The organism is Paraburkholderia terricola (assembly GCF_900142195.1).
Classification (GTDB): Bacteria; Pseudomonadota; Gammaproteobacteria; order Burkholderiales; family Burkholderiaceae; genus Paraburkholderia; species Paraburkholderia terricola.
In genome coordinates, this window is record NZ_FRAB01000036.1 from 61,010 (window position 1) to 74,591 (window position 13,582).

The following is a 13,582-nucleotide window of genomic DNA, read 5'->3' on the forward strand; positions in this document are numbered from 1 at the left end:
CGATGCGCGACAGCCGCGAGCATCGGGTCACGGACGATGTCCCGGCCGCGATCCCCGGTCGTCGCCGCTCAGCTCATCGTCTCGCGGTCGCAGCAGTCCAGCCAAACGTCAAGCGCAGCAGCTCGCCGTTATCGCGACGAAACACGAGCCATCAGAACACCAGCGCTGAGCTCCTCGCCGGGTCGACCTTGTCGTCACATCGATGCGAGCGCGGTGGCATACGGCTGCGCTCGAACAATAAGCGGTGCCCGCGCAGGATGCGACGGACCCGCTTGCCGTTCACGGGGAGCTGTGCCTTGGCTCTCCCGCTCGCTTAAGGGCTAAATACCGTCACTTCGGGAGATGCCAAGCGGTCCGCGCCCGAAGTCCAGCGGCTTATAAATTGTCACTGACCGGCGTTATGGAGCCATTCCGGGATCGGCGTATGGGCGCCACCTGATGATCGGCGCATAGGCGCCAGCGCAGGATCGGCGTTATGGCGCCAGTCCGTGACCGGCGTAAAGGAGCCAGTCAATGATCGGCGTATAGGCGCCACTGGCGCGGGGTGTTGAACGCGATTCGAACTTTCCAGATGGGTACGCTCCCGTTCTTTCTGAACGGAGTGTCCATGACCAACCGGAGGTTCGAATTGTTTGAGTACCGTCAAGTCCTTGTCCGCATGCGGCAAGGCGATTCTGATCGCGACATCGGGCGTAGCGGCCTGATGGGTCGCAAGAAGTTGACCGCTGTTCGTCGTATGGCCGACGAGCGCGGCTGGCTGAATCCCGGGCAGCCGTTGCCTGACGATACCGTGATTGCCGGCGTGTTTGGCCGCACTCCACATTTGCCGAGCACATGCGTGTCCACGCTCGAGCCGTTTCGCGAGCAGATCCGTGACTGGCGTGATGCCGGCGTTCAGGGCACAACGATTCACCACGCGCTGAAACGCAACCATGGCTACACCGGCAGCTACTCGGCGGTGCGCCGTATCCTGCTGGGCCTGAGGGCCGAACGCGGCGTGCCGGCCACAACGATCCTTGAGTTTGCGCCAGCGGAGGCCGCACAGGTTGACTTCGGCGCCGGGCCGGTACTACCACATGAATCGGGCGCGCAGATCAAGACGTGGTTCTTCGTCATGACCCTCTGCTGGTCGCGGCACCAGTATGTCGAGCTCGTGCTCGACCAGACCGTCGAGACATGGCTGGCTTGCCACCGTCGCGCCTTTGAGTGGTTTGGCGGCTGCCCGGGCCGCATCATCATCGATTTTGTTGCCGGGAACAAAATCGGGCTTCTGTGCCCGAGGCCGTTATGTGGCGGTCGACGCAGATTTGTACTGCTGTCGGGAGGAGCGCGAATGTCTGGGCACATAACGAGCTACAGCGCGTTGAGCCATTCGATGAGTGCTTTGTCGTCCTTCCAGACTGCACGAGCGCGGGATGCCCCCGAATTAGAAGGACTTATTTCGCAGGCACGTAACGCTTCGGCCTTGGCGCGTAACGTCAGTTCAGCGTAGCGATTGGTGGTATCGAGGCTGACGTGTCCGAGCCAACCACGAATGACGTTGACCTCGACACCGGATTCAAGGAGGTGGACGGCGGCAGTATGTCGAAACAGATGGGGACTGACATGTCGCGGCTGCGGACCGTCAGTGTCCCACGGCGCTGCATGTCGCCGGACTATCTTGTAGATACCAAAGCGCGTCAGGGGGCGGTTTTTTACTGTGCCGAACACCGGACCATTGGGCAACATGCGTTGCTCACCGAGCAGTTGCTGAAGACACTTTACCGTTTCATCCCAGAGCGGGCAGACGCGCCACTTGTCGCCTTTGCCGTGCAGATGGACCTTGGCGGGAGGTGCTAAATCGAGATGTTCCCTACGAAGTTCGGCGACTTCCTGAGCCCGCGCGCCCGTGTTGTATAGAAAGAGCAACAGTGTTCGGTCGCGAAGTGCAAAACGTCCTCGCTTTGGGAGAGACCGAAACAATGCTGCCATCTCCTCTTGCTCGAGGTAATGGGTATCGGGCAATGATGTGCGCTTGACGGGAATCGCCGCGATTTGCTGGCACGCTGCCAACATCTCTGGCACGCGTAAGGCGAGGTACGCGTAGAAGGTATTCAGGGCCGCGCGCCGTTGGTTGCGCGTGCGCACGGAGTTGCCGCGCCGCTGCTCCAGATACTTGAGGAATGCCAGAACTCGCTCGAAGGTGAGGTCCTCGACAGTCAGGGAGGTAATTGAGGTGCGGCGTTGCTCGGATACAAAGCCCAGAAACAGTCGAACTGTGTCGCGATAGCTTCCGATCGAACCTTGACGCAGGCCTTTCTGTACGGGGAGGTGGTCGATAAAAAATGACTGTATCAATGAGCCGAGAGATGGGTTCATGATGGGAGGACCTCCCTGAGAGTTGCCGCAGCGAATGCCTTGTAACGCCGGTTAGCCTGCTCAAGGAGCTCAGGTGTCGTCGTCAAGTACACCGCTGTGGAGCTCACGTCGACATGCCCCATGAACGTCGAGAGCGCAAGGAGATTTGCCTGTGGATCAAGGCCGAGACGGTACCATCGTGTGAGTACGCCGACGGCGAATGCGTGGCGGAGATCGTGTAAGTGCGGATACGAGATGCCCAGTGGAATCTTAAGGCGCAGTTTGGGAATCAGGGCGTGAAAAGTCTGGCTGATTGTGCATGGGTTGATGGCCCGTCCACCACGTAAGCAGAACAGCGGACTCTCGTCCTGAGCGGGGTATGTGGACGCTGTCTCGCGTTGACGCAAATGCTCGGCAAGCAATGCACCAAGCTTCGGGCCGAAAGGTACCAGCCGGCTCTTGTAGAACTTTGTTTCGAGGATGACGAGCAGTTGACGCTGAAGGTCAACGTCCTTGATTCGCAGCCTGCAGACCTCGCCGACCCGCAATCCGAGTCCGTACAGAACAGCGAAAATGACGAAATACGTGTCGCCTCGCCCTATGGTCCCGCCTTTGTCGGGAAGCATCCTGGCAAGCGCAAGCAACCTCTTGATCGACGCCGTGTCGAAAATGAAAGGCGTTCGTTCATATCGTGATCGGCGCGGTGGTGATCGCAGTGGCGTCGCGACAAGCTTCCCATGATTGACGAGATACGCGAACAACCTCCCAACCGTACAGCGCAGATGGTTGTAGCTTCTCGGGTGTGGTCGCGGACGGGAGAGCAGAAACTCGTCCACGACAGTCGGAGTCACTTGGGAAAAGCTGCGGATCTGCTTGCGTAGCAGGTATGCGTCGAGTAGAGCGAGTGCTTTCTCTTCGACGTCGAAACGCCTGCCCAACGAGCGCTTGTAGCCGAGGAACCGTTCGATATCTGGACCAAGAAAGCTGCGGAAGCGAGTAGGAGATCTCATAGCACATCCTCCCCATCGCCTTGCGCAACATCGCGTAGTTGCTCGATTGCCAGCTTGCCGTAAATCTGGGTCGAAGAGATGCTTCGATGGCCAACATAGTCGCCAATATGCTTGAGTGAGAAATGAGCATTCAGCAAGTGCTGTACGCAGCTGTGCCGTAGTACGTGTGAGCCGGCCCGTGGAACGCTGATGCCTGCTTTGCGGATGAAGTGAGCAGCCCGGCACACCACAGCCGCGTGACCAATCGGAGCAAGCGGTGCCGACATGCGCATGAAAACCTCACGATGCGTTGTGGCCGGTCGGCCATTCTTGAGGTAGTCGACGATCGCGGATCCGGCCACTGCGGAAAGCGGATAAGTGGTGGTGTTGCCTGCCTTGCGGTCCCGGATTCTAAACCGCTCGTTGCGCCAGTCGATATCGTCCAGGGTAAGCGAGGCAACTTCGCAGGCCCGCAACCCGTATGTAGACAGCAGCAACAACATCGCGTAGTCGCGCCTGCCGCAGGGCGAGCGCCGGTCAATGCTCGCCAGGACCTGTTCGACCTGATCCCAGCTGATAGATCGGGGGATGCCTGCGTGTCGATATGATTGCGGAAACTCGACGAGCGGGCTCAGGTCCCGGGACACGACTCCTTCCCGATACAGATAGCGCAGTAGGACCCGCAACGTTCCGCAAGCGTTACGAAGCGTTGTCCACGCAACACGTGGGCCGTACTCGGCGATGAACCCGCTGATTACGGTTGGCGAAACAGCCCCTAACCGGATGCCGTTACGCTCGAGGTAGATGGCAAACTGATGTAGATGGAAACGGTACTGGATAAGGGTACGCGGGCGAAGCCCCTTCTCCTCAACAAGAAACGCCATAAAATGCGGAGCCTCCCGTTCGAACGGGTTATCCGGCTTGTGTGGACGACCCGGGCCATCGTAACCGTCAACTACCAGGCGTAGCATCTGGCAAATAGGATTGCGAACCTCATGAGAAAACTTGCTCCGCCGGGCAGCACTGCGCCCACGCCCATGCCGACAAATCCAGGTTTGCACAAACGGTTCGACGTGATCGCTTAGCTGCGCGAAATCCATCGCACCGTGCGCCATTGCGTACTCCCCGAAGCTCATCAGCACGGGAACGCGATGCAAGACGCTACGGGCCGTGTAATGAGCCTCTGTCAGCCAGGTGACGTATTGCTCAATCGCCGGAGCGATCCAGGACGCACGAATGCGGTCGACGGTCTCTGGACGAAAGTAATAGTGCTCGAGCATGACAATCTCCCAAGGAAAGAGGGAAATCACCATGCCATAGCACGCGCGTTATGTTGCCTTGCAGTGCAGCAGAGTCGCTCGCAACTCCTAGTTCAATGCGGACGGCCACATAACGGCCTCGGGCACAGAACATCGACAACGCGAAGTGTGCGATCACCAGAGCCTGCATGTACAGCCCGGAGGTCCAACGTTCGTACGCCGCGCTCGCTGAGGGATACGGCTTCCGGATCGACGCATGTCCACCGCACGACCCGCAGAAGAAGGCGTACGCTTCATACTGCACCTTGTGTGGTTGGTGGAACAGCGATAAACGTCGGTTGTGTCGAACTGTAGCGACCGCCTTGTCCTTTGACCAGGACGACGTCGCCGACGGGCTCGTACAGGCAGCGATGCAGGTTACCGTAGCGATGCTGACGCAACAGCCCGCGCTGGCCCCACAGATGAATGCTAGTCGGGCACACTCCGAGTTGTGCGGCGAGTTCGTTGGCTGTCAACATGCCGCGTTCGCGCAGGCGTTCAAACCGGCTCTTGAGTCGATAGGCGGTGCGGACGATAAAGACCTTCTTGTGCGTGAACGCTTCACCTTTCCAGTTTGTATAACCGAGCGCATTAAGTTGTTCGGCGACTTGCCGATCCGAGCCGGTTTCGAGGAGTTCGTCGACCTTCGCAACGACTTCTGGCAGCGTCTTGCGAATCAGTGCAATGGGCTTGGGCTTATCGATCTCCAGGGAAGTCGTTCGCCCGCCGCGAAAGCGTACATGGATCGCGACGCGTTCGGACTTTACCAAGGTTACGTCTTCAATGAGCAAAGCGACCATGCGCTTGCGCTCGACCGGCACGACTCGTTGGTCATTCCAGACGCGGGGGAAGTCTTCGGCGAGCGCCTGAATCTGGGTCCGTGCATCGCTGCTTAACAGCTTGTGATCGGCGTTCTGAAGTCGTTCGTTCTCCTGTTGCAATCCATCCAGCACGCGCAGACGTTCGTTCCAGTCCGCTTCGAGCGTGTCGGCGACAAGCCGATTGGACGGATCGACACTCATATATCGACGGCGCGCGAGCTCGGCATCGTAGCGCGCTCGGACCAGTTGGTTCTGGCGCTGATCGGCGGCCTGTTTGACGCGCCCTGATATCTCGTCTTCGACAGCTAGCGCAACCTCGAGAGCGGCCGGTGCGACGCTCTCCAGAAGCAGCGAGCCTATCGCGTCATCGATGGCGCTTCCGCGAACCGATTGGCAGGGTTTGCCGGCACGGCGCACCGGATTCTCCGTGCACATATAGTAGGGCTCGAGTTTATTGCCCACGACCTGATACCGTACGCGCATGCGTGCGCCACACACTCCGCACACGACGCGCCCCTGCAGGAGCCCAACGCCCTCGCGTGGCATGCTGCCTCGTCGATCGCGCCCGAATCCGGTTAAATTCTGCTTAAGCGTCGCCTGGTTGCGCTCGAACTCGTCCCAATCAATAAAGCCTGGATGAGCCTTCTGGATTAACACCTGCCAATTCTCTCGGTCAACCTTAAGCCCGAAGGATTTGCGTCCCTGACGATATGCTCCGCGCGTGCGACCGTACACGAAGGCACCGGCATAACGGGGGTTGTGCAGTATCTGGATGACGCGACAGTGTTCCAACGGCCCCCAGATCAGATCTCCCTTGCCGATCCCCCTGCGGATGCGACGCGGAAACAGCCACCCTTCCTGGCGAAATCGCTTGACCGTGGCGGTAGCTGACGCAGCTTGCCGAAACGTGTCGAACAGCAGCTGCAGCGCGCCACGGACCTGTTGATCAGGATCGAGTGCGACTGAGCCATTCGGGTGATACACAAGCCCGATAGGCAAAGGCACTTCCAGTTCGCCCCGGCGTGCCTTGTTCTTGATCCCGCCTTGCAGCCGGCCCTTGAGAATATGAAGTTCAGCCTCGCTCATGGCGCCCTTTAACCCAAGCAAAAGGCGATCATTAAATTGACCTGGATCGTAAATTCCATCCTCGTCCAGAATCAAAGTTTGCGTGAGCGATGCAAGTTCGATCAGGCGATGCCAGTCTGCGTTATTGCGCGCAAGGCGCGACACTTCCAATCCCAGCACGATGCCGGCGTGACCATTGGCCACCTCGGCGACCAGGTGCTGAAAGCCATCTCGCTCCTGGGCGCTGGAACCGGACATGCCGAGATCGTTATCGACGACGTGAATACGTTCGATCGGCCATCCGAGCGAAACGGCGCGATCGCGCAGTGCATATTGCCGCTTCGTACTCTCGGTATTCTCGAACACCTGTCGAAGCGACGACTGTCGAACGTAGAGAAACGCATCTCGCCGCAGATGTTCGGCGGTGACCTTCTGAGCGGAGTTAGTAGACATGGGCAAGCTCCTCGTGGGTGCGCAGCACGAGGTTGGCCAGCACGCGAACAAGCGCGCCGTTATCCCGCACTGAGTTGGAAGCAGGCACGGTTGGAGTGGGAGCCTCGATGCGCGAAGCGTCCGGGCGTTGGATCGCCAGCCCGTGCAACAGGCCATGAAAGCGTATGGCCGCGTGGCCTTCTGAGTTAGGACCTGTGCCGAGCAGATCGGCCCGTAGCGCTTCGTAGCGAGCAAGCGCTGACGATGGCGGACGGAATTGAGGCGAATCGTCTACGGTTTTTTTTTGCGTGCTAACGCACGTTCGATACTGCGTGGGTGGATCGAAAGCTCCAGCCAGGTTTCGATCTCCTGCGCAAGCGCGCGAGCGCGAATGCTGCCGTCCTGCTGTAGACGCTCCTCGATGAACGCCATGACCACCGAGTTGAGTTTGTGCGCGCCTTTGGGCCCACGCTGTTTCGGAAGCAACCCTGGCAGCCCCTCGCTCGCAAAGGCGCTCTCCGCTTGATAGAAGGTCGGCCTGGACATTCCGAACAGGGCGGCCGCCTCGGCCTTGGAAGCGCCATCGACCCGAACATGACGCAACATCTCGTATTTGACCTGAACAAGATCGTCGGGATCGAAGAAATCGCCCGATCGAAACCATGGCGCCCGTATTCGGTCGGGATGAGGATTGAGAGCACCAAGTTCGCGTAGTCGATCGCGCTTTGACGGTGGCCTGGTCATTACATGATCTCCCGTCGATGCAATGACAAATAAAATACGCCTGAAAATCCGGTATGTCAAGTATCTCTGTGATTAGGTATATTCTAGAAATACCGCTAAAACGTGCAACTAAATGAAGGTTATCTTGCTCGAGTGAAGCTGAAATCATTTCGACAGCGGCATATTTATCTTTACGTTCACGGCGAAATTTATTTGACATCGCGCGCTCCCAGCAAATCGTCAACAAGAGCACGCAATCGAAGCAGATCGTCAGTTCTAAACCAGGAATTTCCACCGGAGGCCTGCGCGAACAGATCTGGCTCCGGGACATCGGTCCAGGATGCCAGCACCGAGCGCAGACGCTTGTGTGCGTCGAAATACATCACGCGATCTTCACCCCAGTTCTGCTTGCGACTCACCAGGGCAAAGCGATTTCCACGTGCTGGGTGGAATGGATGGGTAATCTCGAAGGACGCGCCTTTGACTACGCGACGTTCCTCATGACAGACAGTTGCTGACTTGCGAGAAGGGAATCGTCGAGTCGGGCGTCAAATATGTCAAGAAATCCTTTGTGCCGCTGCGCACGTTCCGCGACCTGACCGATGCCAACCGGCAGCTGCGCGAATGGATCATGCAGCAGGCCAGCACGCGCGAACATGGCACGACACGCGAGCAGCCGCTGGCGCGCTTTGCCATCGAGAAGCCTCTGCTCACGACGCTGCCTGACGTTGCGCCGGTGCTGGCTGTATGGAGCGAAGTCAAGGTGCATACGGACGGACATGTCGTCTACAAGAAGGCGCTGTACTCCGTGCCGTTCACGCTGGTTGGCAAGAGCCTCTGGCTCAAATCGACTGATACGGTCGTACAGCTGTTCCATCAGCACGAACTCATTGCAACCCATCCACGACTGCGCAAGGCAGGTGAACGCCACACAGTGCGTGACCACCAGCCGCCGGCGGCGCAGGCGTGGCTCGAACACGATCCGCAGTGGTGCCTGGCTCGTGCCAGGGAGATCGGGCCATCCTGTCACGCGCTGGTTCTCGCGATGTTCAACGACACGGTGCTGGTGAACCTGCGTGGCGCGCAGGGCATCGTCCGTATGCGCGAGAAGTTCGGCGATCAGCGACTGGACGCCGCGTGCGAGCGTGCGCTCGCGTTCGCGAGCCCGAAGTACCGCACCGTCAAGACCATCCTCGACAAGGGACTGGACAGCCAGCCCGCAGCGGCACAAACGTCGGCGGCGCCTGCTGACACCTATCTGAACGGCGGCCGCTTCGGTCGTGACCTCCATTCCCTTCTTCTGCATTGAACACCATGAATCCGAGTCCCGAACTGAATACGATCCTCAAACAACTGCGCCTGTCCGGCGTACTCGACTCGCTCGAGCAGCGTAACCGCCAGGCGATCGACGGACAGCTCGCCTACACCGAATTCCTCGCGATGCTCCTGCATGATGAAGTCGCGCGTCGAGACCAGAAGAAACTCGGCGCGCGTCTCGTGCGCGCCGGCTTCGGGCTAGGCAAGACACTGGAAACCTTCAACTTCGACCGGCTGCCGAAGCTCAACCGCGCACACATCCACGATCTCGCCACCGGTCGTTACATCGACGAGAAGGTGGCAATCCTGATGGTCGGTCAAACAGGCGTCGGCAAGTCCCACATCGCCCAGGCGCTGGGCCACTGCGCTGCGCGTCAGGGGCGCGACGTGCTGTTCGTCACGCAGACCGATCTGATCAAGAAGCTGCATGCGGCCCGCGCCACGGGCCTCTACGAACGCAAGTTCCAGCAGTTCGTGCGCGTGCCGCTGCTGATCGTTGACGACTTCGCGCTCAAACCCCTGCGCGCGCCACACGACGAAGACTTCCACGACCTGGTGGCGGCCAGGTATGAGCGGGCGGCTACCATCCTGACATCCAATCTCGATCTCAGCGAATGGGGTGACGCCTTCCCCGACAACCGGGTTCTCGGTGCCGCGACGCTCGACCGGCTACGCCACGGTGCCTACCGCATCGTCATCGAGGGCGAGAGCTTCCGCAAGCCTAAACCGATGCCCGAAAACGGCGAAAACGCCGTTGCAAAATCCAGTAAAAAACCGCATTCTTGAGGCCGTTCGAATCTGCGTTTGACACCACTTCTAACTGGCGCCATTACGGCGATCATCCCCGGCGCCTTTACGCCGATCCGTGACATAAATTAAGTACAAAGTGTTTTCGCGAATCGGTATTTACCGTTTTTGTCATTAGCAAGCCGTTCCCTTTTTACGCGAACACTAAGCCCTGTCAACTGATTATGGAGGAAACCGGATTCGAGCAGAACCATCCTGATGGAGGTGATTTCTAAGAGAAGTAATTCGACATCAACGCATCCCTGTGAGCGGGTCTCCACAAAGCGGGCAAGCAAAGCCACGTCCAGGTCTTCCAGCCGCGTTGGAGTCGCCGAATATTGAGCGATGAAGTGTTCAAGTGCAAACCACACCGTAGTCGTGACAACGCGCATCACCTCGTTGCATCCGATCTTATCGATGCAATGTTTGACGTGTTTTATAAGTATGGAATCCGACATAAAAATACCTCAGGATTTGGAAAAGTGATTTTCGATCGACGCGCCGGCCGGTGAATCTGTCGAACCGTGTGCTGGATAAGACCGGCCGATAGGATGGCCACTCAACGCGCTATGTTGAAGCTTTGCTAGTAGGCGCGCTGTCGAACGCGGTAGTTTGGTCGGAGGGCGGCGACGTTCGGTCTCGATATTCTTCAGCGATATATGACCGTCAAACCTATGCCTGATCGGTTGGCAGTAGTGTCCAAGAATCATCTGAATGCGTGTAGGGCCATGCCCGAGCGATTCGCTGAGTTCCACAAGAACCTCATACGGTGCTATTCCTGCCTCTAGCATTTCCAGTGCACTCTTGAGCGCATAGGTATAGCGAAGCGAATGAAAGCTGATTGGGCCAACCATACCTGCGCGTCGCAGCAGTGCTTTCAGTCGATTCATTGCAGATCTGAGAGTCTTGCCATTGCCAGTGATCAACTCGAGATTATGTTCGCGACAGTAGCCTAATGCGGAACGGATCGCTTCGATCGTCTGCGCTCGCTCGCTTTCGACGATTCGTACGTGTCTGGGCCTTGCGTTTTTCGAACCGCGCATAAGCGGGAGCGTGGAATCGCCGCGCACGAGCGCGTCAAGCCACATCTCCAGATCACGTCCGCACATCAGCGCCTCCTTGCGTCGGAGTCCGAGGTGCAGTGCGAGAGATATCATGTGGGTTAGCCCGTGGTCTATCCGTTTCGCTCTCCCGATCAACTGCTCAATTTCCGTCGGGTTCATGGCCCGTTTTGTCCCTTTCCGTACCCGCCGAACCAGTTGAAGTTCCTTGTTGTTGCACACGTCGTCAATGTTCCGGCCGGTTTGGCGCGATGTGACGCGGACAGCCGAAAATATATTCGCGAGCGTGCCCGCGGTTTTGCGCTGTGCCATGCAGTATTGGGCATACGCATGAATCACCCATTCCGGAATTTCACTGACCGATGCGCGTAACTCGCCGACCTGCCTGGCGAAACGCAAAAGGCCTGTTGTATCGAACCGCCTGTTCTGCTGAGTTGCAAAGCTGCCGCCTGCTTTTTTGCTGCTTACTGCGCAATTGTGTATGGCCTTTGACATCATGCTCATGAGCTACCTCCCGGCTGTCACCCGCATGTCAACTCATGTTCGCCCGCGGGGGAAGGCGAACACGGCCCCAGTCACGATGAACTCGTGACAGATCCGGAATACGCCGGATGTCTGCAATGACGGGCTGGGCCGGGGCGGGGCCAGCGCGTACGTAAGCAATTGAAGTCGGGAGAGGGCCGGGTAATGCGTTGAGCTGTGGGATCCGGTTACGGATAGGCCTTTGGTGAAAGCAGGTTCTGGATGAGAAAGCGGGAGCCCGCGAGGAGAAGTTGCGTCAATGCCGGAGCGGTGAGCGGCTGGTGTCTGAAAAAGACACTCCTCCTGCACCCGTCAAGGGAGCAGGAGCCGCGACTGGAGCGCTTGCGGCCTTCATCTGGAGATGAATGAATCGCAAGGTTTATCTTGATGGATACTGCGCTGTATATCGCAAGGAAAAGATGCTTCCTCGACATCGGGAAGACATTGGCGGCATGGCCGCGTCATGAACACCTGCTTGTATCTGCGGCTAGACGCCAGGCAGCGAATCCCTGGCACATTGAAAAGACTCGCCTGCACGGAACCTCCGTTGGCTGGCGATCACTTACCGCACAAGCGGTGACGGGCTGCGACGCGACACCGACTGCACGTGCAGGCCTGAAACAGGGAGAGGCCCCACGCGAATGACGCCGCGGCAACTTCTAGGCTTTGGAAACGGCTCTGGCTCTGAATGACCCGCGCACGCTCAATTCATGTTGATGCTGCTAACGAACTTCGCAATGTGCTTTGCTTCGCCCTGAGGCTGCGCAACGCTTGTATAGAAATTGGGCGAAAAACGCCCCCAAACCCCCAGCAGGGAGTGTAATGGTCGATGCTCGTGACGTGAGCGAACGGTACTGCGATAATTAGAACATAGCTGCAGAGATTGCAAAAGGGGCGCGTCGCTTTCGCACAAAGAGCAGGTCGCCCGGAGCATGGGCAACACCTTCGGGTGATATGCGGCACAACACCATGGGTTGCCTGCGCTTGCACACGGCCCTGCAAGTCAGCGGTTGCATTAATCACCATTTCCTGACGCCGCTCCTTGCGCGATCGGCGTGTCGGCGGGCGCAGGTCAATGTGAATGGGCAGCGAGAGAGACCACCGGCGTGCGGCCAATACAGATCTCAGCGACCTTTGCGCGGGCCGCAGTCAGTCGGTGGCAGCCGCATTGTCTTAGCGTGGTATATCAGTGGGGAGTAAGGTGGCCGCCACGATCGACGCAAACAGCGTGGCCGCGTCCGCGAGTGCTCCAACGAGAAAGCGGCCGATCCGTGCAGTGCTCTGAAAGTCGTCCCTCTCGCGCGGCCTGAAGGCGGAATATCGCGGGGTAAGCGAGCATCAGTGCGTTCGCGCTCAGATGGGTGGCCGTCTGGAATACGATGATTCGCGTGCCGGCCAGTAGGCCGTCGGATCATGCTGCCATGCGAAATCCCGGTCGCCGATGGTATGGCCGCAATGTGGGCAGTGCAGTTCTCTCTGGTGCGACGCGACGGCGTGCGGTTGCGGTTCTCCCTGGGGCGAAGCTACGAGCGATGAACGTCGCGCAATGAGCTGCTTCCTCTGCTGCCCCGCACCACGGTGCATCATCCAACCTATTCCTACAAACATTGCATTGAGTCCAAGTAACGGCCATGCGATGTCCATGCTGGCTCTCCGCTGTTTCGGTGTGTCTAGAGGCATAGCATGCGTACCGTGAGCCGCGGGCTTGCCAGTTTTGACGGCGTGGGAGTATATTCACGCCTGCGTCCACGACGCATCGACCTTGAACTGCCATAGCCGCCCGTATGTTTCGGTTGGCCTGTCGGCAGATCCGTTCGCCCGTACGCCTCCGGTTTGCTCTCTGGACACTGTACGCGCTCCCAGGCACAGTGAGTCTTAGAAGCTGTTGCGAAATTAGTTAAACCAAGGCTTGAGGCGCGTCCAGCAAATCAAGGCGCAAGCTAACGAGAGGAAAGCCTCGTGGATATGGGCGTAGCGTTCATAGCGAATCTTCAGGCGTCGAAACGAGTGAAGCCAGGCAATCGAGCGCTCGACTTGCCAACGCGTTTTGCCGAGTCCGCTGCCATGGGGCGAGCCAATTTTTGCGAGCACGGGCGTGATGCCACGTTCGCGCAAGCGCTGCCGATGTGGCTCGGAACTGTAGCCCCGGTCGCCCTGAACGATTTGCGGCTTGTGCAGGGGACGTCCCCGTTTGCCCCGGATATGTGGAATGGCCTGGACCAGTGCATCGA

The 13,582-nt window shown here is 58.5% G+C and carries 10 protein-coding genes and 2 pseudogenes; 3 read left to right on the top strand and 9 right to left on the bottom strand.

Annotated elements, in window-relative coordinates:
• Positions 1-628: 628 nt before the first annotated feature.
• Positions 629-1,243: pseudogene (locus BUE39_RS25010) on the top strand (transposase); the annotation flags it as partial.
• 110 nt (positions 1,244-1,353) lie between these two features.
• On the opposite strand, the gene BUE39_RS25015 reads toward BUE39_RS25010, so the two are convergent.
• The 6 genes from BUE39_RS25015 to BUE39_RS25045 all read right to left on the bottom strand — a co-directional run bounded on the left by BUE39_RS25015 (position 1,354) and on the right by BUE39_RS25045 (position 8,129).
• Positions 1,354-2,358, bottom strand: coding sequence for a tyrosine-type recombinase/integrase (locus BUE39_RS25015; protein ID WP_073431399.1), 1,005 nt, complete (start codon positions 2,356-2,358; stop codon positions 1,354-1,356).
• Entirely contained in the window at positions 2,355-3,347 is a 993-nt protein-coding gene (locus BUE39_RS25020) for a tyrosine-type recombinase/integrase (protein ID WP_073431400.1), read from the bottom strand. The genes BUE39_RS25015 and BUE39_RS25020 overlap by 4 nt, the downstream gene beginning before the upstream one ends.
• Positions 3,344-4,639 carry a site-specific integrase gene (locus BUE39_RS25025; RefSeq protein WP_235004946.1) on the bottom strand — a complete coding sequence of 432 codons (1,296 nt, stop codon included), beginning with the start codon at positions 4,637-4,639 and terminating at the stop codon, positions 3,344-3,346. The genes BUE39_RS25020 and BUE39_RS25025 overlap by 4 nt, the downstream gene beginning before the upstream one ends.
• Before the next feature lie 239 nt (positions 4,640-4,878).
• Positions 4,879-6,963: a recombinase family protein gene (locus BUE39_RS25030; protein WP_073431401.1), complete on the bottom strand. Its 2,085-nt coding sequence runs from the start codon at positions 6,961-6,963 to the stop codon at positions 4,879-4,881.
• Between the two features lie 270 nt (positions 6,964-7,233).
• Positions 7,234-7,686: a helix-turn-helix domain-containing protein gene (locus BUE39_RS25040; protein WP_073431402.1), complete on the bottom strand. Its 453-nt coding sequence runs from the start codon at positions 7,684-7,686 to the stop codon at positions 7,234-7,236.
• Positions 7,687-7,874: 188 nt separating this feature from the next.
• The gene (locus BUE39_RS25045) at positions 7,875-8,129 is read right to left on the bottom strand and encodes a DUF5372 family protein (RefSeq protein WP_159442594.1); all 255 of its coding nucleotides are present in this window, start codon (positions 8,127-8,129) and stop codon (positions 7,875-7,877) included.
• Between the two features lie 59 nt (positions 8,130-8,188).
• Here BUE39_RS25045 and BUE39_RS25050 point away from each other — a divergent pair.
• Together BUE39_RS25050 and istB are read left to right on the top strand one after the other, a co-directional pair.
• Positions 8,189-8,974: pseudogene (locus BUE39_RS25050) on the top strand (Mu transposase domain-containing protein); the annotation flags it as partial.
• Positions 8,975-8,979: 5 nt separating this feature from the next.
• Positions 8,980-9,768: an IS21-like element helper ATPase IstB gene (gene istB / locus BUE39_RS25055; protein ID WP_073431404.1), complete on the top strand. Its 789-nt coding sequence runs from the start codon at positions 8,980-8,982 to the stop codon at positions 9,766-9,768.
• A gap of 89 nt (positions 9,769-9,857) precedes the next feature.
• Here istB and BUE39_RS25060 read toward each other — a convergent pair whose 3' ends face one another.
• From BUE39_RS25060 to BUE39_RS25070, 3 genes are all read right to left on the bottom strand, one after another.
• Positions 9,858-10,226 (bottom strand): hypothetical protein, encoded by a 369-nt coding sequence (locus tag BUE39_RS25060; RefSeq protein WP_073431405.1) that lies wholly within the window; start codon positions 10,224-10,226, stop codon positions 9,858-9,860.
• A 9-nt stretch (positions 10,227-10,235) separates the two neighbouring features.
• A complete protein-coding gene (locus tag BUE39_RS25065; protein WP_073431406.1) occupies positions 10,236-11,333 on the bottom strand; it encodes an integrase domain-containing protein in 1,098 nt (365 codons plus the stop codon).
• Between the two features lie 1,911 nt (positions 11,334-13,244).
• Positions 13,245-13,582, bottom strand: a 338-nt coding sequence (locus tag BUE39_RS25070) for a transposase (RefSeq protein ID WP_143169521.1), incomplete at its 5' end; no start/stop codon positions are given.